Here is a 25078-nt window from a genome sequence, read left to right as displayed (position 1 = left end):
TCTCAAATCTTCCGCGCCACGTGCCGGTCTTCGTAAATTCCCTTTAGAAACTGCTTCGGATTGAGTTCTTCGGGCAAGTAATGCCATGCCGTGCTATAGCGTGTGCGATTGCTGTGGTTATCGTATGCGCCGTGCAGGAGATTGGCGGAAAATAGCACGACCGTCCCCGCGGGAATGACCAGGTCCACGGCCTGCGCTTCATCGACCTTCGTCCAACTGCCATGCCTGCTCAACTCCCTGCGGTGCTCAACAATCTCACCGATCCGGTGGCTGCCGGGCACCACCCGCAGACAGCCATTCTCCACGTCCGAATCTTCCAGATAAATCCCGCAACTGATAATGCGATCCGTATCGGTCCCGAAATAGAAATTGTCCTGGTGCCAGCCCGTTGACGTGCCGCCATCGGGCAACTTCGGGAAGAACTTGGTGCCGAATACATCGATGTTTTCGCCAATCAGTACGGCCACGCGGTCTACGATCGCCGGTTCACGCACGAGTTCCAACACACGGGCGTCGACCACGCAAACCCCCTGGACTTTGTGGAGCAAACCCGCCCGGGGTTCACCGTGCTCGTCCAGCTCGAGCGCCCAGTGTGGTTCCTGCTCGGTCAGTTTGCGCCCCTCCGCGACCAGTTCATCAAACACCTGTTTGTAACGGGCTAATCGCTCGCCTTGAATCAGGGCTTCAAAGAAGAGATAGCCGTCTTCCCGATACTGCCGTATCTGTTCGTCGGTCAACATATGAACCTCTTCGGATCGGCGGCGTTCAGCTACGCGCGCCTTCACCAACTCGCGTTTCGGCTATTGGCAGAAGCGGCGGGATCATTCGATTTGAAGCACGCTCGAGCGCTCCGGCATAATGTAATGAACCCCGGAATCATCCGCCCTGCGTTTCCTCAAGCGTCTCCAGCCAGCGATAACCGTAGTCCGGCACAACTGGTGACCCGGTCATGACGTCGTTTGATCCGGGCATCCCTTCGGGAAGCATGCTGAACTTTTCGACGCGCAGCCGATAGTTGTATTCGTGCTTGGGCTGGAAACCCACGATCTCGCCACGATAGGGGACGCCGTTGTAGACCTTGCAGTGCCCGGGATAGCCGTCGCCGCACTCGACTCTGCCCCAATCGACGGTGATCTCCTCTTCCGTTCCTTCCGCCCGGGTTTTCGAGACCACGTTTGTCAAAACGTACCGTCCATCGCCGTACCGGTTGGCCTCGATGGTCTAGTAATGGCCGGCCTCGTAATCGAAGCCATTGATTGTGTCGTCGTACGGCGCGCCGTCCACCACCGGACAGAAGTCGTCACTGCCAGCGCATACGACGCGCGCGGGACCTATTGACAGGGTTACCGCCGTGGACGGCGCCGCGGTCTTCTCCAGTTGCTCCAGCAGCCGGTACGCGTACCGGCTCGCATCCTGCGGCGGCTCATTCCCACCCCACGGATCGAATTTGCCGATCCGGAGGCGGTAGGTATAGCCGGCCTCGTACTCGAAACCTTCGATTGCATCATAGAACAAAAGACCGTCAACCACCATGCACGTCCGCAGGCCTACGCCATAGCACTTGGCCAGGGTGGGGCCGACGGTAACGACCCGTACTTCGATGTACTCCTGCCCGTCCGGTCCGGGCTCGATCGGGTCAGGCCCTACCGGATCCTCGGAGCCGTCACAGCCGGCAAATATCAGAACCCACAGCAGAAAGGGAACGATGGTCGGGCGGCGATATGTTGAATTGAGTTGAGATGGCATGCTAGTGTACCTCGGATGGGACAGCGTGAACCATATTTCATCTTGCAAAACTTCCATCTAAGCATCAAGACGATTTTAACGCGGGGTGGTTCTCCGAACGCGTGCAGATTCCCCATATTCCTCTTGCCTGGGCACGGGTAAGATCGGTATTTTTTATAGCCGAACGGTCATATGTCAGATATACACCGAGACTTTAAGTTTGTGTCATACTTCAGAACACATTAACGGAGGAAAGAAATGACTACTAACCAGACCTGGTGGCCGGATCAACTGGACCTGAAACCGCTTCGCCAGAACGCGCCCCAGTCCGACCCCATGGATGAGGATTTCGACTACGCCGAGGCGGTCAGGGACCTCGATGTCGACGCGCTGCGAAAAGACATCGAAGCGGTGATGACGACCTCGCAGGACTGGTGGCCCGCCGACTACGGCCACTACGGGCCCCTCTTCATCCGCATGACCTGGCACGCCGCGGGTACGTACCGCATCAGCGACGGACGGGGCGGCGGCGGTTCCGGCCATCAGCGCTTCGCGCCGCTCAACAGCTGGCCCGACAACGGGAACCTGGACAAGGCGCGCCGCCTGCTCTGGCCCATCAAGAAGAAATACGGCCGAAATCTCTCCTGGGCCGACCTGCTCATCTTCGCCGGCAACTGCGCGCTGGAGTCCATGGGATTCAAGACCTTCGGTTTCGCCTTCGGGCGTCCGGACGTCTGGGAGGCGGACGAGACGGACTGGGGCTCGGAGACCACATGGCTCGACGATGAGCGCCACGACGAAGACGGCACGCTGCAGGACCCGCTCGGTGCAGACCACATGGGCCTGATTTACGTGAACCCGGAGGGGCCGAACGGTAATCCGGACCCGGCCCTGGCGGCTAAGTATATCCGTCAGACGTTCAAGAACATGGCGATGAACGACGAGGAGACGGTTGCGCTGATCGCCGGAGGGCACACCTTCGGCAAGGCCCACGGCGCCGGTCCCGAGGATCACGTCGGTCCCGAACCGGAAGGCGCCTGTATTCATCAGCAGGGTCTCGGATGGAAAAGCAGCCACGGCAGCGGCAAGGCCGGCGATACGATCACGAGCGGCCTGGAAGGCGCCTGGACCAGCAACCCGGTGAAGTGGGACAACGAATTCGTCGAGAACCTGTATGCCCACGAGTGGGAGCTGACGAAGAGTCCGGCCGGCAAATGCCAGTATGCGCCGAAGAACGCCGCCGCGGTAGCCAACGTGCCGGACGCCCACGATCCTGCGAAGAAGCATGCCCCCATGATGCTCACCACGGACCTGTCGCTGAAGGTGGATCCGGACTATGCCGCGATTACGAAGCGCTTTCTCGAGAGCCCCGCGGACCTGGAAGACGCCTTCGCCCGGGCGTGGTTCAAGTTGCTCCATCGCGACATGGGACCCCGCAGCCGGTACATCGGGCCGCTGGTTCCCGACGAGGCGCTGCTGTGGCAAGACCCGGTCCCTGACGTGGATCACGAGGTGATCGGCGCGCAGGATATCGCCGGACTCAAGGCGAAGGTCCTGGCCTCCGGCCTGTCCGTTTCCCAACTGGTCTCGACCGCCTGGGCGGCCGCTTCATCCTACCGCGGTACCGACAAGCGCGGCGGAGCCAACGGAGCGCGCATCCGTCTCGCACCGCAGAAGGACTGGGAAGTGAACGATCCGTCCGCGCTCGGCGGGGTGCTGCAGACGCTGGAGCAGATCCAGGAGGATTTCAACGGTTCGCAGTCTGGCGGGAAGCGGGTCTCCCTCGCCGACCTGATCGTCCTGGCCGGATGTGCGGGCGTAGAGCAGGCCGCCCGGGACGCCGGTCATGACGTGCAGGTTCCTTTCGCACCGGGCCGTACGGACGCGACGGACGAATGGACCGACGCGGAGTCCTTCGCCGTGCTCGAACCCACCGCGGACGGGTTCCGCAACTACCTCCAGGCAGGGCAGGAAGGCAAAGCGGAAGACCTGCTGGTGGAGCGGGCCTACATGCTGACGCTCACCGCGCCCGAGATGACGGCGCTAATCGGCGGCCTGCGCGCCTTGAACGCGAACACCGGGCAGTCCCGGCACGGCGTGTTCACCGACCGGCCGGGGACGCTTTCCAACGACTTCTTCGTGAACCTGCTCGACATGGACACCGAGTGGAGCGTGTCGTCCGGTTCGGAGGACGTGTACGAGGGCCGCGACAGTCAGACCGGTGATCTCAAGTGGACGGCCACCCGGGTGGACCTCGTCTTCGGTTCAAACTCCGAGCTTCGCGCCTATGCGGAAGTCTATGGAAGCGACGACGCGCAGGAGGTTTTCGTGCGCGACTTCGTGGGAGCGTGGAGCAAGGTGATGAATCTCGACCGGTTCGATCTGGCGTAGTTCTTTATGGCGGTTGTATTGGAGCTGTTGGAACTACGAAGGATTTAGGTGTGAGCGTTTTCCACAAATCGTAGTGAGGGAGAATATTGCTCGGTTACAATGGTAAGCGAATGAGATCTGGACCAACCGACGTCATACAACAGATAGGAGTTGAGAGTGGCTTGTTGAGAATTCTATATGGCAACGAATAGGCATCATTTATTAAAACCTAAAGAGCACCAGGCTCACTCATTCGACATCCCACCAAGTAGAATTTGCTGCAATTGCGGTGGTGACTGCCATCTTCTTACTCCCCTTGATCAGGGAATGAGCCTCGTTTGGACCATGGGTAGGGTCCGCAATCGGATTGTATATCACTTCCTGCTTCCAGGCTGGCTCGATTTGTCCTTCTCGTTTAGGATTTCGAGGATTCTTGATTTCGTCACATACCGTGATTGCGATTATCCTAGTCTTGCCTTCCGTTACGTGACGGGAAGTAGTTGGATCAGGACGAAACTTCGCCCAATCGCAAGACAATTCTCTGTCATTAAATAGTGAGACCGGTATATCCACTTGGCCGTCAGGAAAGGCTTCTCTACGACACCACCTGAACAACACCTCTCCATTTTGAATTTCACTACCGGGAGATGGAGGCATATTGAGATGTTACCGTGCCAATCAACTCATTCTCCGATAAGTTGACATCGAAGTAGTAGCCGGCGTACTGCACCTCCACCTCTACTCGATCATCGTTTGGAATTGTTACATTGATTGCGTTATCATCATCCGCATGAAGTTCAACGATTATCCCTCCGCTAGGGATAGGACCCATTACAATTTTTGGAATAACATTGAGCTCTTTACGAACAACCTTTGTCCTTATGTAACGAAGCAACGCTTGGGAAAGGTAAATCGCAGACGTTGAAGGTTTGACAGAACCTCCAGAAACCCAATCTGGTTCAAGTTCAATCAATCCCTCGAGATAGTTACACCGGCTAGAAACCAGCGATGCGAAATTCTGAAGTCCGGTCGAATTCCAGTCGTCAGGCTGGCCGGAACTTTGGAAATTTACATTGCCAAAACTGGAAACAACCGAAGTACCAAGGATCGTTACACTGTCGCCGAAACCCGATACAGTAGTCGCCTCGAATACATCAAACACCTCTACTTTGTCATCGATGAATACTGAGGGTGAATCCATTGCGTTAGAATATTCAAGCGTTTTCAACTCCATCGCTTTAGGACCTCCGGTGTGAAAATCCTCTCAAAATGATCGTACTGAATCATGTGGGCGGCGTTGAACCAGTCTTCTCTGGACTGATTTGGGAGTATCCCACGAAGAGTGCTCTCGAGCTGAAGTACCTGTTTGCCCGTGGCAGCTGTGGCCGTATTCATGGCGAAAACACCATATCCGCCCAAAGGACCATAGCTATATGTATATCGTGAAAATGAGTTGTTGAGTCCTTCTGGCGTCTCGATCTCTGGAGGGTTGAACCGCATGATTTTGTGTGCATCACTTAGGCTATCGATGTAATCTTGCCACTCGAGACGATCATGATAGCCAAGATCGTAGTACTTGACCGGATTAGAAGTGATTTTTGGGAAACGCTGGCTTAGGGCTTGGAATGCCTCACAAAATCTCCGATAAATTGCTTCGTAGCCTGGGTAGCTACCGACCGGCTCAAGGTCTGGACGAATCCAGTTGAAGTAAAACTTGTTTGCCTGAATTTGACACATCCAATTACCATCATTGCTGCGCAAACGTACGAGGACAACTCCCATTCTGTCGGGATTCAAGTCTTGTGTTAGCTGAAATCCATCCATCCATTCGTCAGCAATAGGAGGAAGGATCTCCACTCGGGGGTATGCGTCCGATAAGGCTCGCTGGGCGTCAAACTGGTCCTCAATTGACAACCACTTCTCCGAAAAAGTTACGCCAAAGATAACCTCGGACACTGGAGCTTTTGGGAAGTTTTTCACTTTGCCTACACGAGATGAAGATCGTACCATGGTATGTATTTTGCGCTAGGTGGAGGACATAGCTAAAGATACTGATGGGATGCTCCAAGTCAAGATTACAGTATACAAAAAAACAAACGACAAAGCAGGTACCTAATGTTACATACGGTTTGTACGCTTGTGAGTCTAGGTGGCAGTGTCTGAATACATAAACGGGTGGTTTGTTGTCGTGCAAGGTTCGCAGTACTTAACGCGGGGACCCTTCATCCAAGCACAGAATCGCCAAAACCAATTGCTAATGAATTTTAACGTTTAAACTAAACCGCAGGTTCCTTAAATTGGGGCAATTTAGCCCTTTGGGGTTACACCATTCGACATTAATTGGTCGCTAGTACGTTTTATACTCTCGAGATAACTTGTTGTGATTCAGCAAAGATTCAATGGGGCCATTACCTTTCCTGCCTGTATAAACAACCTGTTACCGATACGGCTTTCAGATCGAATCCTATTCGGTTATCATCTAATAGGTAATTAAGAAAAGTGTTTAATTAAGTTAGGTTCCATATTCGACCTGACCTGATGAACTACCATGAAGTGTATCTGTCCGTCAGAAACCCAGAACGCCGTAGTCGCCGTCCAGGATCAGGCGTGCCGACACGTACAATCCCAGTAGCGCGAAGAGCACCCAGGGAGCGTTCAGGGCGCCAATGTACAGGTACATTTCGCCCCTGGTGATCAAGCGTTGCCTCCTGGCCACGAAGAAACTGACCCAATAGACAGACGTCATGTAGGTCCACTGCCAGGAAAGCATGAGACCGAGGATGCCGGCCAGGACCGCGGGCATGAACTCGACGGTAAAGGTCCCGTAGAGGATCACGGTCGGGATCGGGGTAAAGAACCCGTTGGCGACGTCGACATTGAAGCCCCATGTACGGCGGTCTGAGAAAGACCCATCGAAAAGGGAGTACGTCGCCCAGACATCGGCCCAGATCGTCGGGGACAGGATTCTTCTCAACGGCACCCTGGTGGTAAGAAACTCGACCGCCGGCGTTCGGCCGGTCTCCTGTTGCCGCCTTCGCCAGTACTCGGTGCGCGTCTCGATGTAGTCCCGTTTGAGGAACAGGCACACCTCCCAGTAGCAAACCAGCAGATTCGTCGAAAAGAACAGACTCATCAGGCAGTGGATGAGGTTGATATCCCCGACGAAGTGATAACGAGTACAAATGCCGAGCAGCGCCAGCAGCGTGACCACCAGCGCTGCGAATAATCCGGCCGCCATCCCCGATCTCCTTTCATGTGCATGCAGGCAAACAGTAGGGATATGTTGTAACTAAATCAGCAGTCCATCAAGGTGTTTGTAAAGTGGTACAGCGTAGCTGCGAAGCGGTGGTACAGCCGTAACTGAACTATTTGAAATTTCCTGTTTGAATTTGGGAGAACCCTCATGCTGATCGTCGATTCCCACCTGGATATCGCCTACAACGCCCTCGAATGGGATCGGGATCTGTTCCAGCCCATCGCCAAGATCCGCGAGGCCGAAGCCGGCATGGCGCAGAAGGGGCGCGGCCTGGGCGTGGTGAATTTCGAGGAGCTTCGGCGCGGCGGGATCGGCCTCTTTTTCGTCACGGTGAACTGCCGGATCGCTTCGATGGGAAAGCGTTTTTCCGGGGTGCGCACCCAGGACATCGCCTACGCCAGGTGCATGGGCGAGTTGGCCTACTACCGCCTGATGGAATCCAAAGGCGTCTTTCGACAGATACGCAACCGGACCGAGCTCGACGCCCACCTCGCCGAGTGGGACGCCGATCCCCAGGCAACCCCGCTGGGGTTCGTCCTCAGCATGGAAGGCGCGGACGGCATCGTAGGTCCCGAACAGGTGGCCGAGTGGTGGGATGAAGGCCTGCGGGTCGTGAGTCTGTGTCACTACGGGGTCAGCTCCTACGCCCACGGAACCCAGGCACCCGGCGGCCTTACGCCACGGGGAAGCCCGATGCTCGAAGCCCTGCAGGCGGCCGGGATCATCCTGGATGTGAGCCACCTGGCCGAGCAGGCATTCTGGGAAGCGCTTGACATATTTACTGGTCCCGTACTGGCCACCCACAACTGCTGCCGGGCCCTTTGCGACCACGACCGCCAGCTCGACGACCAACAGATCAAGGCCCTGGCCGAGCGTGGCGGTGTCATCGGCACGGCCCTGGACGTCTGGATGATCTCCCCTCTGTGGGACCCGGTCGCCATGGACAACTCGGGCATCACGCTGGAGACCGTGGTCGACCACATCGACCATGTCTGCCAGCTGACCGGGAGCGCGCGCCACGCCGCCATCGGCACCGACACGGACGGCGGCTACGGTAAAGAGCAGTGCCCGTCCGATCTCGAAACCATCGCCGACCTGCGGAAGATTCCCGCCATCCTCGAACGCCGCGGCTATTCGGAGACCGATATTGCCGATATCATGCACGGCAACTGGGTTCGGACGCTGCGCACGACGTGGAGTTGATGCAGGCGAGCGTCATCCTGGACAAAGGCCGGATTCATGCCCGATCTACCCATATTCCGCCGTCACACCATCTACGAAGGCGGTCCCGCCGAACGCATGGACTGCGTTGTAGGGGATCTCGATGGCGACGGCGTGCAGGAGTTCGTCATCGCCACCCGCAATCCGGACGGACTCCACTGGTTCGGCAGAACGGACGGCGGGGCCTGGAAACCCCACCTCATTGATGACTCGTTCCCAAGCATCAGTGTCGGCACCGCCCTTGTCGACCTCACCGGCAACGGCAAGCTCGACCTGATTTCAGGCACCAGCGATCGCGGCAACCACGTATTCTGGTGGGCCTGCCCCGACGATCCCTCCCAGCGATGGACGCGCCGCGTGGTGTTCGAGCTTCCCGATAGCCGGATCCACGACCTGCTGGTGGCGGATATCGACGGCGACGGCCGAGACGAATTGTACGTATGGAACCCCGACGCCGAAACGATATTCACGGTTCCGGTGCCCGATGATCCATTCGTGACCCCGTGGCCGAGGGTCAGTAAGGTAGCCACGGGTGTGAACGAACAGGACTTCGCGGCCGCCGACGTGGACGGCGACGGCCGATTGGAACTCATCGCCGGGACTTCGTGGTACAGGTTCCGGTCAAACGGTGAATGGGAACGGCATGTATTCGCCGAAGGCTATGGCGGCGTGCGGGTTCGTGCGGCGGATTTCGACGGGGACGGCCGCGTAGAAATCGCTGTCTGCGAGGTGGCCCTGGACATCGGCCAGACCTACGGACGCCTCGCGCTGTTCAGACCGGGCGCGGACGCCGGGGAACTCTGGGAAGCCGAAGTGCTCCACGACCGGCTGCTCGACGCGCATACCCTGCAGGTGGCCGACTTCGACGGCGACGGGCGACCCGACATTTACGTGGGAGAGATGGGCCGCGGGGACTGGACGAAACCTCACCCACCGCAGCAACTGCTCTTTTTGAGCCGCGACGACGGGATGGAACAGCACGTCATCGACACCGGCATCGGTACGCACGAAGCCCAGGTCATCGAATTGGACGAGAAGGTCGGGATCATCAGCAAACCCTACCGCTGGCTCCAGGACACCGCGCCACGGCCGCAACTGGTTGACAATCTGTATCTGTACATGCCGGAGTGAAGATAGCTATAGCTAGCACTCAATAACCACTAACAGGGCATGCTCACTTGCGACCAATTCTGTTGTTTGATCTTGGGGAAACTCTGGTCCGCTACTATAACCGGGACGAGTTCCCCGCGTTGCTTTGGGATGGGATTCAATCTGTCAGCGCGGAACTTGAGCGTTCCGGGCATAGGATTCCTTCAGATTCAACGATCAAACAACGCGTCGAACAAGAGAACTACGAAGCGAGAAACGGTCGGGTTCGACCGCTATACAGAAGGCTGGCACGGATTTTTAACGTCCCGGATTGTGTTTCAAAAACCGAGTGGCTTCCATTTTGCCGTACTTTCCTCAATCCTATCTTTTCAATTGCCAAGCTTTACAATGACACTCTTCCCGCTATTGATTCCCTCAAGGCCAACGGTTTCCGAATGGGGATACTTTCAAATTGCCCGTGGGGAGCTCCCCGTGAGCCTTGGATCGATGAACTCCGCCGGCACGGCCTTTTGAAGCGATGTGAAATAGCGATCTTCTGTTCTGATGTGGGTTGGCGAAAGCCCGCCCAACCGATGTTCCGCAAAGCCTTGAGTTTCTTCGGATGCAAACCGCGGGATTGTATTTTTATCGGAGACAACCCACGGTGGGACATTTATGGTGCGAGGCGTGCGAATATAGCACCGATACTCATTGACCGAAACAAGCACGCCGATGTGAGTTCCGTGCCCGTGATCCGAACATTATTCGATGTAATGCCCATCTTGGAACGACTCGAGTGGACACAGTCCCGGGATGTTTGATATGACTAGAAACCCGGACGACTTCATGGCATCGCCTCTTTCAAGAATGGGGCCTGATCTGGTAAGACGCTCTGACTACCTGACACATTGCCCGGTGCCGGATATCCGGCTCCTGTTGGTTATGCGATGAACAAGTCCCAGGATGCATTCGGACAGCTTCTGCTAAGCTGCTTTCAAGGCAACGATTCATTGGAGATCATCGAACGTGATGACGGTTTCATTGAAGCCGGCTACGGAAACCGGTACTTCATCTCATACGAAGATTGGCCGTCGCATCACGTGATGGCGATGAAGTATGTAAGCGGCCGGGTTCTTGACGTAGGCTGCGGTGCGGGTACACACTCGATATTCTGTCAGGAGCAAGGTTGCCGTGTCTTGGGAATAGACATCTCGCCAGGCGCGATCCAGGTCTCACGACACAGGGGGTTGCGACACGGTAAGGTAATGTCGGTTACACAGGTAGGTCCCTCATTTGGCGTTTTTGATACGATTATGATGCTGGGAGGCAATTTCGGCACTTTGGGAAACAGTAAACGAGCGAATAGGCTACTCAAACGATTCCACAGAATGACTACACCAACGGCACGAATCATTGCAGAGTCCAGGGATCCCTATCTAACGTCGGAGTCGGTTCACAGGGAGTATCATAAGGGAAACAGAAGAAGAGGAAGGATGTCCGGGCAGGTACGCATTCGAGTTCGTTTCAAGAATCTTAAGACACCATGGCTTGACTATCTCTTCGTGTCGAAGGAGGAGATGGCGCAGATGCTCAATGACACGGGTTGGCGCGTTGCGGAATTCCTGGACTCCGATGGTGCCAGTTACATTGGCGTGTTATCAAAATCTTGAATCCGACGGATTTGGAATGGAAAAGGGCTTTGACTCAAGTCAGACACGACAGACCGACCTGGGCGGGACGGATTCCGCGCCACAAGATCGCCGAGTTATACAAGAAAGACGCACTCGGGATCTGTGACGAAGTACTGATCGACGATGTGGGTATCGGCCTGCTGGTGAGGATAGAAAACATATTCCGCGCACGGGCTGCGAACAGCGGTCTTGCGAGTTGTGCCCTGTGCCACGGGGAGATCGCACACGACTTCGACCCGGCGTTTCTGCTTTGCTGCGAGTCCTGTAACTGGGAGCTATCGTGGGAGGAATACCATAAGTCGATACGGGGCAAGCACCTCATTGCGTCCGGCATGGATCCATATCTGAAGGAATACGTGGAGCAATACAGGGTCGCGAGGTCACCCCAGGAAAAGATGATCCTGATCGACACGCTGATTCACAGGTACCACTGGGAACTGGAAGGTGGTCTGACCGGACCGGGAGCACGCGATCTTATCGGCGGGAAGACCAGCGAAATCATCGATTTTCTGAACCATCTGAGCTATGGCGCCCAAAGCAGTTCGGAGATCCTCTCTACCCGCCAGGAGTGGTTGGACAAGGTGCGGAGGAGTCAGGCACAGTATGCGTCGGCGGTTACGGAGCGAGAACGGAAAGCGGAGGAGAAAAGACAAAAGGCGGAGGAGAAGAAAAGGCGGAGTATCTTGAAAACGAAAGCGCGCCGAGCGAGGGTCGCCGGGCAAAACGATGCGGGACAGATCCGTGACGCCACATGACATCGACTGCGTCTTTTGTCGCATCATACGAGGCGAGTTGGATTCCGCGACTGTATACGAGGATGAATCTACCCTGGCGTTCCTGGATCTTCGCCAGAGCAACGAAGGGCACGTCCTGGTCGTCCCTAGGAATCATATCGAACAGATCTACGACCTTGACGAGGACACGGCCTCCTCCCTCGCCGGCACGGTCTGTAGAGTCGCCCGGGCGGTTCGCCGGGTTTATGCGCCGGAAGGACTGTCGATCTGGCAGTCAAATGGTCCCGCGGCGTTTCAGGAAGTGCCGCATGTTCACTGGCATGTTTTCCCGCGATATACGGACGATGGCCATCTCGTCGTCTATCCCAGGGATCTGGTCGGCCGTGCGCGTCAAGAATACGCGTTGCAGTCTCTGAAGCGCATTTCAGGACCTTTGATAGAAGCGCTCGAGGAAGATGCAGAGTAGCAGGTCAAGTATCTGTCCGGCACCAACTTGAGTTGGATCTAGGACCACTAGGAAGTTACTATGCCGTACGCATCCATTAACGGCTTCAAATTGTTCTACGATGTTCAAGGAGAGGGTGAGGCCGTCGTCTTCATACACGGCGGATTCCCTTCCATTGACATGCATCTTCGTGCGCAATCGAGCGGCAAGTGGACCTGGGAGACGGATTTCACTTCGAGTTACCGTTTCATAGCGTACGATCGCCGGGGCTGTTGGCGGTCTTTCCGCCCGGAGACCGGGTATGACCTGGAGAATCAGGCACGGGATCTGTCGGAGTTGCTGGATCACCTTGGCATGGAAGAAGCCCATGTGATTGGTTCGTCCGCGGGAGGACCCATTGCCATACTCTTCACAACCATGTACCCGGAAAGAGTCAAGACACTCGTATTGGCCGGTACCGCCGCGAATCTCTGGCCCGCGGAAGACCCGATAACCCGGATTGTCAGAGGACAGTTGAAAACCCTTGAAGCACAGGGAGCAGCGGCGGCCTGGGACAGCCGGCCCGAGGGTGTCGAACTGAGTCTGGACATACTCTGGGAACGGGAGGAGATGAAGGAACGAGGTGTCCTGACAGAATACGAGGATCGCATAGCACAGTTCCTGACGAGGTGCGGCCTGCAGGATCGCGTACTCTGGTATGAGATCCAGTTACGAGCTATCGCCGCGTACCTGGACAGGGACCTGACGGAGGAATGCGCGCGAATACCGGTTCCCACACTCGTGGTTCACGGTTCCAAAGACCGGGAAGTGCCCGTAGATTGGGGCAGAGATCTTGCGGCGAAGATTCCAGATGCGACGTTCAGGATGTATTCGGATGAATCCCACAGCCTCGTCCACCGATGCGGCGTGGTTCGGAAGGATATCATCTCGTTTTACCAGCAGAATGGGACCACCCCATGAAGATCACCGAGATAGAAGTACACGAGATCAACCTCGAGTACGAGGATTGGATCGCATACCAGCTCAACCATTTCTACGGTCCGGTGAAGCGGACGGTTTACGTCGCGCACACCGACGATGGACTCGTCGGACTGGGTGAAGGACACGGCACGGAACCGGAAGAGGTGATCGGCCAATACATCGGAACGAGCCCCTTTGACTGGATCGGTGACGAGACCTCCCTGGCACTGGGCACGGCGATGTACGACCTGATGGGCAAGGCCGCGGGCGTGCCAGTCTACAAGCTGATTGGTCAGAAGCACCGGTCCTGGGTGCCGGTGGGAAGCTGGACGGTTTCGACCCATCCGGATCGCATGGCCGAAGCCGTGCGCGAGTACGCGGCGCGCGGCTATACTTGGATGAAATATCATCTATCGCCCTTCGAAAACGTCATGGATCAGACCGAGGCCATGCAGGCGGTGGCACCGAAAGGGTTCAGGATCCATTACGATTTCACCATGCACGGCACCGACGACCACATGCCCGAACTCCTGGACAAACTGGAGAAGTTCCGGATTGCCGGCTGTTTCGAGGATCCCCTCCCTCCGGGGGATGTCCAGGGCTATATCGAACTGCGCAAGCGCTCCACACTGCCCGTCGTGCTGCACCATTTCCCCACGGAAGCGACGTACGAAGTGTTCACGAAACCTGCTGATGCGTACATGCTGGGGCACTCAATGATCGGAACCGCCATCAGCCGCGCGGGGTTGTTCGCGGCGGACAACAGCCCTTTCATGCTTCAGAACGTGGGCGGGAACATCACCCGGGCCATGACCACCCACATGATGGCGGCCTTTCCCTCGGCGAACTTTCACTTCATCAGCGCGACCGAGACCTGGAAGAGCGACGTGACCGTGGAGCGCCTGGAACCGGTCAACGGGTTCGTGCGGGTTCCAGAATCGCCGGGGCTGGGCGTCACGCTGGACCGCGACGAACTCGGGCGCCTCAAACACCTGAAGCTCCCGCCGCAGGATAAGTGGATCATCCGTTCGCGCTTCGAGAACGGCACCCGGATGTACAACATCGCCGATCCGGAGGATTCAATTTTCATGGTGCGGCCCGACAGGCGGCGCGGCATGGTCCCCATGAGCTACGACGCACCGGTTACCACCGAATACTGGGATGACGACGGTTCCGCCGAATACCGGGAGATGTTCGTCCGGATAGAACGGGAAGGTGTTGTGCTCGAACAGTAACTGTACTCGGCCAGCGGTTCTGCCAGGCGGTGCCGACGCCTCAAGTAACTTCCAATAAATCGCACATGCGATCAAGACCTCGACACTGAAGAGCTAAACATGCAAAAACCAAAACTGATCCACTACAACGATGCACGCCACTACAGCATCTACCGCTACGAACCCCCGATGAGCCTGCACCAGTGGCGGCAGCCCGTGGACGAGATCCTGGGAACCGACGTGGATACCCTGGTCTATGGACTCGGATCGGGCGAAACCTTCCTCCACGGCACACAAGTTGGATTGAAGTGGGGAGAAGGCGTCGAAGAGCATAACATGAGCATGATGTGGTGGCGGGCGACGAAGAACCTGAACCTGGCGCTCGAGGCGGGTATCGATCCGCTTGCCGTGGCGGTGGAGCGGGCGCACGAGAAGGGACGGTGCATCCTTGGCAGCCTGCGGATGACCGAACCCACTTCGCCGGACGCCGACAACCCTTACATGCTGGGCCGCCTCAAGCGGGAACATCCGGAAGTCATGATCGGCGAGAGTCATCCCGACTATCCGCGGGCGGCCGGTTGCGCGGACTACACCCGCGAGGAGGTGCGCGCGGAGCGGCTGGGTGTCATCGAGGAGGTGTGCGGCCGGTACGGCATGGACGGGCTGGAGTTCGATCCGTACGTGGGCGTGTTCTTCAAGCCGTCGGAAGCGCGGGAGGAAACGCCTGTGCTTACAGATTTCGTCCGCGAGGTCAGGCGGCTGCTCGATCGCCTCGGCGAGGCGCGGGGGGAACCGTTATGCCTGGCAGTGCGGGTTCGCTGTACCGAGGAAGCAAACCTCGCCCTGGGCATGGACGTGCGGGGTTGGCTGTCGGAGGGCCTCCTGGATATCGTCATCCCCTGGACCGAGAGCTTCCTGTTCGACCAGGAGATGCCCATCGGGTGGCTGGTCGATGCGGCAGCAGGATCGAAGACACCGGTTTACCCCATGCTGGGCCGGTCGCCGTACGACGACCGGTACCACCTGCCGACGATCGAGATGTATCGGGCCGCGGCGGCCAACTACTGTAACATGGGAACGGACGGTCTGTACCTTTCGGACCTGCCCTGGCCGCATACGGAACGCGAATACCAGATCTTTCGTGAAATGGCCGATCCGGATATCCATCTCCGGAAGAAGAAGCACTATTTCCCCGCGCACAGGGAACCCAACGCGGAACCTCACACACCCGAGCGGTATCTCCCGGTGGACCTCGAAGAAGGCGTACCCGCACGGGTACCGTTCCTGGTGGGGGACAGGTTGGATGACGCCCGGAACGACGGCGAATTCAAAGGCGTGATGCTGGGCGTGCGAATCGGGCACTGTTGCCCGGAGGACGGAATTTCGTTTCGGTTCAACGGCGAGCGCGTTACGCCGGAGGAAAGTACCCATTACTACGGCGGTATTGTCTCGTACACGGCGGCCAGGAGCGGTCTCCCGGACCGCATCCTGACTCATTTCTGGTTCACGTTCAATCTCTCAGGCGATCAGGCTCACGAAGGACAGAACGAAGTAGAAGTCCTTCTGGAACGGCGATTTGCCGGGATGGGCGGGACCCGCGTATTGCACCAGGTCGAGCTGATCGTGGATTACGATGAACCCCGGGTGCCTGTGGGCGGGCAGATGTGATGGATTGATCGGTGTTGATACAAGGACAATACAAGACGCTGACTAGGATTTGTCCAAATGAGAAGACCTTCCCAACTTCGGCAATCTGTGGGACTACAACCGGTCAGGTCGAAGAAGCGCGCCCACTCTTCCTAGCGGCCTGGGAACTGGCCCGCAACGCCCGCGAGGACTATCACGCCGTCGACGCAGCCCATATGCCCGGCATCTGCAAGTCGGCAGATGCATCCGTCATGTGGAATAACAGGGCGATGGAAGTCGTGGAAGCGCCTGCCGGCTACGTTTTCGAAGAAATCGCCAGGTGCCTGCTGACGCTGGAAAGGCCGAACGAAGCCCGGCCATACTTTGATCGCGTCTACCAGGAACTGTCGAAAGGCCGCTGGCTGAAAGAGAACGAACGCGAACGTCTAGAACGACTCAGGCGGTTGGGGGAAGGACAGTCATGTTGACGATCGCGCAGAGATCCGAACTCGATGAACATGGCTGGCTGCGCCTTCCGTGCGCGATTCCAGAAGACGACGTTCAATCCGTTCTTGATCGCGTTTGGGACGACTTGGAGCATAGGTGCGGGATTCCTCGGGACGAGCCGGAGCGCTGGCCGGAAGTAAGGCCCAAGGGATTCAATACGTTGACCCGGTCCGGCGCCTTCGAACCGACTTGCAGTCAGGTGGTTCGCGACGTGATAAACGATTTCCTCGGGCCGAACAAGTGGGAGATACCGAATCCGTGGGGAGCGCTTCTCCTCACCTTCCCCTCGAAGGGACCATGGTTTCTGCCCGATAACTCATGGCACCTGGACCTGCAGGCCAGCGTACAACCCGAGGCTGACGAAAATCCCGGCGTACAGGTTTTCGCCGTGTTGGAACCGCTAGCCGCCCAGGGTGGTGCGACGATCGTCCTCGCAGGTTCTCACCGGATAGTCCGCCACCTGGCTCAACAACCGGAGATGATTGGCGAGGGCCGGTCCAAAGACGTCACTAAGGCGGTCAAGCGGGCTGCCCCGAGTCTCCGGGATCTGTGGTCTCGCGCCCCTGGTGTAGACCGCGAGAATCGCTACCTCGTGAATCCCGTCGATGTCTTCGGTATCCCGGTGCAGGCCGTCGAATTTACCGGTAATCCCGGCGATGATATTCATGCACCCCTGGATCATCCATGCAGCATCCCCAAACTGCGGCAACAGGCCTCGCATCGTGATTACGCAACGGGTCTACAGGCAGAATAAAGACGACGATCGCAACACCACCGGACCAGAAAAGGCATAATGTTCCAGAATTACCTCAGTGTAGCCATACGCAACCTCCGCAGGCATCCCGCCTACTCGCTCATCAACATCGCCGGGCTCGCCATCGGCATGGCCACCTGCATCCTGATACTCCTGTACATCCAGGATGAGCTCAGCTACGACCGGTATCATCCCCATGCCGATCGCGTGTACCGGATCGTTGACGACATCGAAAGCGGGGGCCAGACCGTTCGAACCGCAGGGACGCCTACCGCCTGGGGACCCGCCCTGAAGCGCGACTTCCCGGAGATCGAGCTCCTCGTTCGCATGCGAGGCACCGGTTCCGCCTGGCTGGTCGACCTCGGAAACACCATCTACTACGAACGCAAGGTCATCTGGGCCGAGCCGGACCTGTTTGAAATGTTCAGCATTCCGCTGGTCTCTGGGGACCAAAGCACCGCGCTGGTCGAGCCGTACTCGATGGTGATCTCGGAGGATCTGGCGTTCAAGTACTTCGGCGCTGAAGATCCCGTGGGGAGAGTCGTCAATCTCGACAATCGTTGGGACTTCACGGTGACGGGCGTCATGAAAAATATCCCGACCAACTCCCACATGCGGCCGGACATGTTCGTCTCCTATACCACGATGAATGTGATTCGGTCCTGGGACCTGGGCGACTGGGAGTATCACCGGAACCTGTATACCTACATCCGGCTACGTGAGAATGTATCACCGAGTGATTTCGAAGCGAAGCTGCCGGCCTTTCTGGAGCGCCACGCGGGAGATCAGTACCGGGAGGCGGGCATCAGCCTGCGGCCGTCGCTGCAGCCCCTCGCGGACATACATCTCTATTCGAACCGGGAGAGCGAGCACGAACCCAACGGTGATATCCGGTACGTGGCGCTCTTCATGGTCATCGCGTTCCTGATCCTGATCATCGCAGGCATCAACTTCATCAACCTGGCCACGGCCCGTTCCGAGATGCGCGCCAGGGAGGTGGGCGTGAGAAAGGTACTCGGGGCGAATCGGATTCAGTTGATCCGGCAGTTCCTGGGAGAATCGGTCCTCATGGCGGGCCTCGCCGCGATCGTGGCGGTTCTGCTGGTTCAACTGGCCCTGACCGCCGTGAACGAAATCGCCGGGAAGCAACTCGCGCTGCCACTTACCGACTGGATGGTGCTGGCCGTACTGGTCCTCGGTACGGCCCTGATCGGATTGGCCGCAGGTAGCTATCCGGCGGCGTATCTTTCAGGATTCCTTCCCGCCGTGGTAATGAAAGGCAATCCGGAAACGGGAAAGAAAGGCCTGGGGTTGCGGCAGGTACTGGTGGTGGCCCAGTTCTCCATGTCCATCTTCCTGCTGGTCAGCACGGCCGTCATCCATGATCAACTCGAATACATCCAGACCAAGCGGCTGGGTTTCAACAAAGAGCACGTCATGGTCGTCCCCATAACAGGCTCCCCGCAAATCCCAAATACTCCCGTGCTGAAGCAGCGGCTGTCGGGAATGCCCGGTGTGGTGGGTATCGCAACGACTACCGGCCTGCCGGGCATGCGGGTGCTGCCGATCTGGGACGTGCGGCCCGAAGGGATGCCGCCGGAGGACCACCTGATGATGGCCACGCTGCACGTGGACGAGAACTTCCTGGATGTCATGGATATTGGTGTTGTAGCGGGCCGGAACTTTTCGCCGGACTGGGGCACGGATACGACCAGAGGGGTCCTGCTGAACGAGACGGCCGTCCGGAACCTGGGATGGGGAGCGCCCGCCGACGCCATCGGCAGGCAGTTCGAGCGGTTGTCCTCTGAAAGGGTGGTTCCAGGGCGCGTAATTGGCGTGGTTCGGGATTTCCACCTGCGGACGATACACGAAGAGATCGAGCCCGCGGCGATCATGACCAGCACCTATCACACTTTTGTCTTGATTCGCATCGAGCCCGAGGGAATCTCCGAAACCATCGGCCGCATCGAGGAAGTGTGGAGGGACGTGGATCCCCGGTTCCCGCTCGACTATACGTTCCTGGACGAGGATTTCGACGCGCTGTATCGGACCGACCATCAGCTCGGCGAGATCTTCGCGGTTTTCGCGTTTCTCGCGATCTTTGTCGCCTGCCTGGGTCTGCTGGGTCTCGCCTCGTTTTCGATCCAGCAGCGAACCCGGGAGATCGGAATTCGTAAAGTCGTCGGCTCGTCGGTGTCCAGCATCGTGATTCTCCTGTCCAAGGATTTCATGAAGTACGTGCTCCTTGCGAACCTGATCGCCTGGCCGCTGGCATACTTCGTCATGGGCAACTGGCTGCAGAACTACGCCTACGCCGCGGCTCTTGATTTCACATGGTTTCTGGCCGCGGGCATACTCGCGCTGGTCATTGCCTGGCTGACGATAGGTGTACACGCGGTTGCGGCGTCGCGGCGAAATCCGGTGAATGCACTTAGGCAGGGGTGATGGATCTGCCAGTGCAAACTAACCTGGTATCGTTGTACCGGAACTTGCTCACAATCGTATAGAGGATAGATAACTACAGTCTTGAAGAGACACCAATGATCCGAAATTACCTCACGGTAGCCATTCGAAACCTCCTCAGGCAACCCGTCTATTCCCTCATCAATATCGTCGGACTTGCGATCGGCATGGCGGCGTGCATGCTGATCGTGCTGTACATCCAGGACGAGCTCAGTTACGACCGGCATCATCCGAACGCGGAGCGGATTTACCGGATCGTCGATGATATCGAAAGCGGCGGGCAGACCATCCAGACGGCGGGATCGCCCTTGAGTTGGGCGCCGGCTTTGAAGCGGGACTATCCCGAGGTCGAAAAATTTGTGCGAATGCGGGGCACGGGAACCACGTGGCTTTTCAAAGTGGGCGAGTCTCACTTCTATGAGAAAAAGGTCGTTTGGGCGGAAGACGGCCTGTTCGACCTGTTCGACATCCCCCTTATCGCCGGTGATCCGAAAACCGCGCTGGCCGACCCATTCACGATCGTCATTTCGGAAACGATGGCGGCCAAGTACTTTGGCCGGGAAGAGGCCATGGGACAAATCATGGGGGTGGACAATACACTCGAATTCAGGGTCACCGGGATAATGCGGGACCTACCCGCCAATACTCATGTGCGCCCTGACATGTTCACATCTTATTCCTCCCTGCCTTCCTTCGGCAGTTTCTACCGGGAAAACTGGGAGGTCCATGACAACTTGTATACCTACATCCTGTTGCGTGAAAACGCGAATCCGGACGATCTCGAAGCGCGGTTCCCGGACTTTCTCGAACTTTACGCCGGGGACAAGTACCGTGAATCGGGCATCGTGCTGAATCCTTCACTACAACCCCTCGTCGATATTCATCTGTATTCGCACCGGGAAAGCGAACTCGAGCCCAACGGCGACATCCGCTTCGTGGTCCTCTACACGCTCATCGCGTTTCTGATTCCGCTGATCGCTTGCATCAATTTCGTCAACCTGGCAACGGCCCGTTCGGCCATGCGCGCCCGTGAAGTGGGCGTTCGGAAGGTAATGGGCGCCAACCGGACCCAGCTGCTGGGGCAGTTCCTGGGAGAAGCCCTCGTCATGGCGGCGGTCGCCATGGTCATTTCAGTAATCATGGTGGAACTCGCTCTGCCCTTGGTAAACACGATAGCCGGCAAGCAACTTGCATTTCCCCTGTCGAGTGGACCGGTACTGGCGGCAATTGTTTCTGGTGCGATCGTAGTAGGGCTGGCGGCAGGCGGCTACCCGGCGGTCTATCTCTCCGGGGTTGTGCCCACCGAGGTAGTTAAGGGCAATCTGGAATCAGGTAGGCGAGGCCTGGGTCTGCGGAAGATCCTGGTCGTTGTACAGTTCGCCATGTCTATTTTCCTGTTGGTCAGTACGGCGGTGATTTACGACCAGCTCGAATACATCAGCACCAAGCGGCTGGGGTTCAACAAGGAACAGGTGATGGTACTTCCCATCACGGGATCCCTGCAGCGGCGGAATACGCCCGTACTAAAAGCGCGATTGTCCCAATTGCCCGGCGTGTTGGGCGTAGCCACGACAAACGGGGTGCCGGGCATGCGGGTGATTCCAATCATGGCTGTCCGGCCCGATGGCATGCCACCAGAAGACCACCTGATGATGGCCACGCTCGAGGTGGATGAACATTTCCTGGACGTGTTGGAAATCGAACTCGTCGCCGGCTGAAACTTCTCACCGGACTGGGGGACGGACTCGACTACGGGCTTTCTGCTCAACGAGACGGCCGTCCACTACCTGGGTTGGGGTACACCGCTCGACGCGATAGACCGGCAATTCGAGTGGATTCCCTTCGGTGGCGCAAAGGGCCGCGTGATCGGTGTCGTAAAGGACTTCCACCTGCGCACGATTCATGATGAGATCGAACCGGTCGTCATGTTGTCTCACCTTTATCACCAGTACGTACTTATCCGGCTCGAACCCGACGGGATTCCCGAGATCATTTCGCGTATCGGAGAGACATGGCGGGACGTCGATGCCAGCTTCCCCCTGGAATACACCTTCCTGGACGAGGATTTCGACCGGCTGTACCAGGATGACCGGCGGCTTGGCGAGGTCTTCGCTATCTTCGCGGTGCTGGGCGTCTTCGTGGCCTGCCTGGGACTCCTGGGACTGGCTTCCTTTTCGATTCAGCAACGCACCCGGGAGATCGGGATCCGCAAGGTACTCGGCTCATCGATCTCCAGCGTTGTCGTGCTGCTGTCGAAGGACTTCATGAAGTTTGTATTGCTGGGCAACCTGATCGCCTGGCCGCTGGCATACTTCGTCATGACGCGCTGGCTGCAGAATTACGCCTATGCGGCGTCACTGAATTACGCCTGGTTTGCGGTTGGCGGCGTCGTGGCCCTGGTTATTGCCTGGCTGACGATCGGGGCGCATGCGGTAGCGGCGTCGCGGAGGAATCCGGTGAACGCGCTGAGGCAGGGGTGAAAGCTCAGCACGAATCCATACCTTGAAAAGCCGGCAAAACAATGAAATCCGGCTAATATCTAACCTGGCGCAGATCGACAAACCAGAAAAACGCCTCCCCCCCGAAGGTGCACTCAATCCGAGGTACCCGTGATATACCATTGCCTCAGAATCGCGCTACGCAACTTGATCCGGCAGCCTGGCTACAGTGGCATAAACATCCTCGGACTGGCGATCGGTATCACCTGCTGCATGCTGATTCTGCTGTATATCCAGAACGAACTGAGCTACGACCGTTTCCATAAGCAAGCCGACAGGATATACCGCGTGGTTAACGGCAACTCCGCCCGCACGCCAACAGCTGTGGGACCGGCGCTCAAAGAACTGTTCCCGGAGGTAGAGGAATATGCCCGGATGCGGGGCACAATCAATATCTGGATGATGAACTACCAGGATAACACGTTTTATGAAAGCGATGTGTACAGGGTAAGTACAGACTTTTTCAAGGTCTTTTCTTTTCCGCTTGTACGGGGCAATCCGCAAACTGCACTGGACGACTATGCGTACACGGAACAAACGGTTGTCATCAGCGAATCCATGGCGTCTAAACTCTTCGGCAATGAAGATCCCATGGACAAGATGATCCGCGCCGATGATGAGGAAAACCTTCGTGTGACCGGTATTATGAAAGTCATACCGTCCAATTCCCACTTCGCTGCCGACTATCTTGTCTGTGAGAATCTTGATGTTGCAAACCGGCGTGAGCTCTTCGCAACGAACTGGTTTTATGCGCGGCATTTCACCTATGTTCTGCTGGCAGAGGGAACAGATCCCGTTGAATTGGAGGACAAGATCGCCAGGTGGGCAGATGCCTATCAACCGCTGATGTCGCTCAGTGCACAGGGCCTGATCTTCAATCTCCGGCTACAGCCGCTGACCGACATCCACCTGCGGTCGCATCTGGAACAGGATATGGCCAGCAACAGTGATATCAGCTATATCTATGTTTTCTCGATAGTGGCGTTTTCTATCGTGCTGATCGCCTGTATCAACTTCATGAATCTGGCCACGGCGCGGTCCACCATCCGGGCCAAAGAAGTGGCCATCCGGAAAACAGTCGGCGCCCTCCGGGGCCAACTGATGATGCAATACATAGGCGAATCCATGTTGTCGGCCGGGTTGGCCTTGGTGGTGGCCATGGGGTTCCTGATGACCATCCTGCCCTGGTTCAACACGCTGGTAGGAAAAACGATTCAGGTCAGCTACCTGGACAACCCGGAGGTGTTGCTCTGGCTGATAGGCATCACGTTGTTTGCGGGACTGCTGTCCGGCAGTTATCCCGCACTGAGTATGTCCAGATTACATCCGGCAGCAATCTTCAAGGGTGAACTGGCGTACGGCATTTCGGGTTCCAAACTTCGTAAGAGCCTTGTAGTAATGCAGTTTACCCTATCGATTCTGCTGATCATCAGTACCGCTATTGTATATCAACAGCTGGATTACACGCAAAGTAAACGACTGGGATTCGATAAGGACCTGGTCGTCGTTATTCCACTTATCGGAGGGGCGGACCGGGAGTTCGACACCTTCAAGGCACGGCTTTCCCAGAGCCCGCATATACGGCGTGTTACGCGATCCGTGCTGATGCCGGGGCGGTTGGCCAGCGCCAATGTAATGCCTGCCTTTCCGACGCGTTTGGCGGATCAGTCGGAAGATGACATGATCAGAATCCCAACCTTGTTTGTATCTGCCGACTTCGAAGAAACCCTTGGCCTCGATTTGATTGCCGGACGTCCATTTTCCAGTGTGCTGACCAATGACTCGCTCAACGCGGTAATCATGACCCGGTCCGCGGTTGAACGATTGGGCCTGACCACTCCGGAAGAAATCGTAGGACGTCGTATACATCCGGGACGTTACAAGGGCCCTCCTATCCGGATTATAGGCGTCGTAGAGGATTTCCACATGCAGAGCTTGCACAACACAGTGGGCCCCATTCAGTTGAGGTTATTGAGACGCGGCGGCGGTGGACAGGCGGCGATACGACTGCAGGCGCAGAACATACCGGATGGGATTGAAGCGGTTGAAGAAACATGGGCTTCCGTATTCCCTCATTACCCCTTGTCGTATTCGTTTCTGGATGAAGACTTCGACCGACTGTATCTGGCGGAACGACGCACCGGCAATCTGCTCGGCGCCTTCAGCTTTCTGGCCATCTTTATCGCGTGTCTTGGTCTGTTCGGTCTGGCTGCATTCACCACGCGCCAGCGAACAAAGGAGGTCGGGATTCACAAAGCAATGGGGGCTTCGGTGGCTCGAATCGTCCTTATGCTTTCAAAAGACTTCCTCAAGCTGGTGGCAATCGCTGTGCCGGTCGCCTGGGTCCTGGCCTACTGGACTATGAGCAACTGGTTGCAGAACTTCGCCTATCGGGTCGATATCGGCCCGGGGTGGTTCCTGGTCGCCGCTTTCCTGGCATTGGCCATCGCACTGGTTACCGTCAGTGCAAAAGCGGTTACAACTGCGTTAGTGAACCCGGTGGAGTCCCTGCGGTCAGAATGAGG

The 25078-nt window shown here is 57.2% G+C and carries 21 protein-coding genes; 14 read left to right on the top strand and 7 right to left on the bottom strand.

Features of this window, described 5'->3' with window-relative positions; translation table 11 throughout:
* Positions 1 to 2 precede the first annotated feature (2 nt).
* From OXG98_14650 to OXG98_14640, 3 genes are all read right to left on the bottom strand, one after another.
* Entirely contained in the window at positions 3 to 740 is a 738-nt protein-coding gene (locus tag OXG98_14650) for a phytanoyl-CoA dioxygenase family protein (GenBank protein ID MCY3773242.1), read from the bottom strand.
* A gap of 136 nt (positions 741 to 876) precedes the next feature.
* Complete coding sequence (locus OXG98_14645; protein ID MCY3773241.1) at positions 877 to 1182, bottom strand: hypothetical protein; 306 nt, start codon at positions 1180 to 1182, stop codon at positions 877 to 879.
* A gap of 39 nt (positions 1183 to 1221) precedes the next feature.
* Positions 1222 to 1746 carry a DUF4377 domain-containing protein gene (locus OXG98_14640; GenBank protein MCY3773240.1) on the bottom strand — a complete coding sequence of 175 codons (525 nt, stop codon included), beginning with the start codon at positions 1744 to 1746 and terminating at the stop codon, positions 1222 to 1224.
* 237 nt (positions 1747 to 1983) lie between these two features.
* Here OXG98_14640 and katG point away from each other — a divergent pair, with 237 nt between their 5' ends.
* Positions 1984 to 4116: a catalase/peroxidase HPI gene (gene katG, locus OXG98_14635; GenBank protein ID MCY3773239.1), complete on the top strand. Its 2133-nt coding sequence runs from the start codon at positions 1984 to 1986 to the stop codon at positions 4114 to 4116.
* A gap of 616 nt (positions 4117 to 4732) precedes the next feature.
* Here the strand turns inward: katG and OXG98_14630 are convergent.
* From OXG98_14630 to OXG98_14620, 3 genes are all read right to left on the bottom strand, one after another.
* Positions 4733 to 5329, bottom strand: coding sequence for a hypothetical protein (locus OXG98_14630; GenBank protein MCY3773238.1), 597 nt, complete (start codon positions 5327 to 5329; stop codon positions 4733 to 4735).
* Positions 5320 to 6009 (bottom strand): TIGR04255 family protein, encoded by a 690-nt coding sequence (locus tag OXG98_14625; GenBank protein ID MCY3773237.1) that lies wholly within the window; start codon positions 6007 to 6009, stop codon positions 5320 to 5322. Before OXG98_14625 ends, OXG98_14630 begins: the two co-directional genes overlap by 10 nt.
* A 652-nt stretch (positions 6010 to 6661) precedes the next feature.
* Positions 6662 to 7333 (bottom strand): hypothetical protein, encoded by a 672-nt coding sequence (locus OXG98_14620; GenBank protein MCY3773236.1) that lies wholly within the window; start codon positions 7331 to 7333, stop codon positions 6662 to 6664.
* Positions 7334 to 7498: 165 nt separating this feature from the next.
* Here OXG98_14620 and OXG98_14615 point away from each other — a divergent pair, with 165 nt between their 5' ends.
* From OXG98_14615 to OXG98_14575, 9 genes are all read left to right on the top strand, one after another.
* Positions 7499 to 8554: a membrane dipeptidase gene (locus tag OXG98_14615; protein ID MCY3773235.1), complete on the top strand. Its 1056-nt coding sequence runs from the start codon at positions 7499 to 7501 to the stop codon at positions 8552 to 8554.
* A gap of 36 nt (positions 8555 to 8590) precedes the next feature.
* Positions 8591 to 9703, top strand: coding sequence for a VCBS repeat-containing protein (locus OXG98_14610; protein MCY3773234.1), 1113 nt, complete (start codon positions 8591 to 8593; stop codon positions 9701 to 9703).
* A 968-nt stretch (positions 9704 to 10671) separates the two neighbouring features.
* Positions 10672 to 11331, top strand: a complete 660-nt coding sequence (locus OXG98_14605; protein ID MCY3773233.1) for a class I SAM-dependent methyltransferase — start codon at positions 10672 to 10674, stop codon at positions 11329 to 11331.
* A gap of 29 nt (positions 11332 to 11360) precedes the next feature.
* Positions 11361 to 12107: a hypothetical protein gene (locus OXG98_14600; protein ID MCY3773232.1), complete on the top strand. Its 747-nt coding sequence runs from the start codon at positions 11361 to 11363 to the stop codon at positions 12105 to 12107.
* The gene (locus OXG98_14595) at positions 12094 to 12552 is read left to right on the top strand and encodes an HIT family protein (protein ID MCY3773231.1); all 459 of its coding nucleotides are present in this window, start codon (positions 12094 to 12096) and stop codon (positions 12550 to 12552) included. The genes OXG98_14600 and OXG98_14595 overlap by 14 nt, the downstream gene beginning before the upstream one ends.
* Positions 12553 to 12612: 60 nt before the next feature.
* Positions 12613 to 13491 (top strand): alpha/beta hydrolase, encoded by an 879-nt coding sequence (locus OXG98_14590; protein MCY3773230.1) that lies wholly within the window; start codon positions 12613 to 12615, stop codon positions 13489 to 13491.
* The gene (locus tag OXG98_14585) at positions 13488 to 14726 is read left to right on the top strand and encodes a mandelate racemase/muconate lactonizing enzyme family protein (GenBank protein ID MCY3773229.1); all 1239 of its coding nucleotides are present in this window, start codon (positions 13488 to 13490) and stop codon (positions 14724 to 14726) included. The genes OXG98_14590 and OXG98_14585 overlap by 4 nt, the downstream gene beginning before the upstream one ends.
* Before the next feature lie 99 nt (positions 14727 to 14825).
* The gene (locus tag OXG98_14580) at positions 14826 to 16373 is read left to right on the top strand and encodes a hypothetical protein (protein MCY3773228.1); all 1548 of its coding nucleotides are present in this window, start codon (positions 14826 to 14828) and stop codon (positions 16371 to 16373) included.
* Positions 16374 to 16387: 14 nt separating this feature from the next.
* Positions 16388 to 16819 carry a hypothetical protein gene (locus tag OXG98_14575; GenBank protein ID MCY3773227.1) on the top strand — a complete coding sequence of 144 codons (432 nt, stop codon included), beginning with the start codon at positions 16388 to 16390 and terminating at the stop codon, positions 16817 to 16819.
* 419 nt (positions 16820 to 17238) lie between these two features.
* Here the strand turns inward: OXG98_14575 and OXG98_14570 are convergent, their stop codons facing one another.
* Entirely contained in the window at positions 17239 to 17505 is a 267-nt protein-coding gene (locus tag OXG98_14570) for a hypothetical protein (GenBank protein MCY3773226.1), read from the bottom strand.
* A gap of 126 nt (positions 17506 to 17631) precedes the next feature.
* Here OXG98_14570 and OXG98_14565 point away from each other — a divergent pair, with 126 nt between their 5' ends.
* The 4 genes from OXG98_14565 to OXG98_14550 all read left to right on the top strand — a co-directional run bounded on the left by OXG98_14565 (position 17632) and on the right by OXG98_14550 (position 25076).
* Complete coding sequence (locus OXG98_14565; GenBank protein ID MCY3773225.1) at positions 17632 to 20037, top strand: ABC transporter permease; 2406 nt, start codon at positions 17632 to 17634, stop codon at positions 20035 to 20037.
* Between the two features lie 95 nt (positions 20038 to 20132).
* Positions 20133 to 21773, top strand: coding sequence for an ABC transporter permease (locus OXG98_14560; GenBank protein MCY3773224.1), 1641 nt, complete (start codon positions 20133 to 20135; stop codon positions 21771 to 21773).
* 144 nt (positions 21774 to 21917) lie between these two features.
* On the top strand, positions 21918 to 22535 hold the full coding sequence (locus OXG98_14555) for a hypothetical protein (GenBank protein ID MCY3773223.1): 618 nt from the start codon (positions 21918 to 21920) through the stop codon (positions 22533 to 22535).
* A 129-nt stretch (positions 22536 to 22664) separates the two neighbouring features.
* Positions 22665 to 25076 carry an ABC transporter permease gene (locus tag OXG98_14550; protein ID MCY3773222.1) on the top strand — a complete coding sequence of 804 codons (2412 nt, stop codon included), beginning with the start codon at positions 22665 to 22667 and terminating at the stop codon, positions 25074 to 25076.
* The last annotated feature ends 2 nt before the right edge of the window (positions 25077 to 25078 follow it).

The organism is Gemmatimonadota bacterium (genome assembly GCA_026706345.1).
Classification (GTDB): domain Bacteria; phylum JAAXHH01; class JAAXHH01; order JAAXHH01; family JAAXHH01; genus JAAXHH01.
Note: the sequence above shows the minus strand (reverse complement) of the source record. Positions and strands in the feature narration are given on the sequence as shown.

Bases quoted from the DNA above. Each gene is read 5' to 3' on its own strand.
- OXG98_14620 (MCY3773236.1), bottom strand. From the start codon at position 7,333: ATGGCGGCCGGATTATTCGCAGCGCTGGTGGTCACGCTGCTGGCGCTG.
- OXG98_14650 (MCY3773242.1), bottom strand. From the start codon at position 740: ATGTTGACCGACGAACAGATACGGCAGTATCGGGAAGACGGCTATCTC.
- OXG98_14630 (MCY3773238.1), bottom strand. From the start codon at position 5,329: ATGGAGTTGAAAACGCTTGAATATTCTAACGCAATGGATTCACCCTCA.
- OXG98_14565 (MCY3773225.1), top strand. From the start codon at position 17,632: ATGTTCCAGAATTACCTCAGTGTAGCCATACGCAACCTCCGCAGGCAT.
- OXG98_14590 (MCY3773230.1), top strand. From the start codon at position 12,613: ATGCCGTACGCATCCATTAACGGCTTCAAATTGTTCTACGATGTTCAA.
- OXG98_14570 (MCY3773226.1), bottom strand. From the start codon at position 17,505: ATGAATATCATCGCCGGGATTACCGGTAAATTCGACGGCCTGCACCGG.
- OXG98_14610 (MCY3773234.1), top strand. From the start codon at position 8,591: ATGCCCGATCTACCCATATTCCGCCGTCACACCATCTACGAAGGCGGT.
- OXG98_14640 (MCY3773240.1), bottom strand. From the start codon at position 1,746: ATGCCATCTCAACTCAATTCAACATATCGCCGCCCGACCATCGTTCCC.
- OXG98_14615 (MCY3773235.1), top strand. From the start codon at position 7,499: ATGCTGATCGTCGATTCCCACCTGGATATCGCCTACAACGCCCTCGAA.
- OXG98_14585 (MCY3773229.1), top strand. From the start codon at position 13,488: ATGAAGATCACCGAGATAGAAGTACACGAGATCAACCTCGAGTACGAG.
- katG (MCY3773239.1), top strand. From the start codon at position 1,984: ATGACTACTAACCAGACCTGGTGGCCGGATCAACTGGACCTGAAACCG.
- OXG98_14580 (MCY3773228.1), top strand. From the start codon at position 14,826: ATGCAAAAACCAAAACTGATCCACTACAACGATGCACGCCACTACAGC.
- OXG98_14560 (MCY3773224.1), top strand. From the start codon at position 20,133: ATGATCCGAAATTACCTCACGGTAGCCATTCGAAACCTCCTCAGGCAA.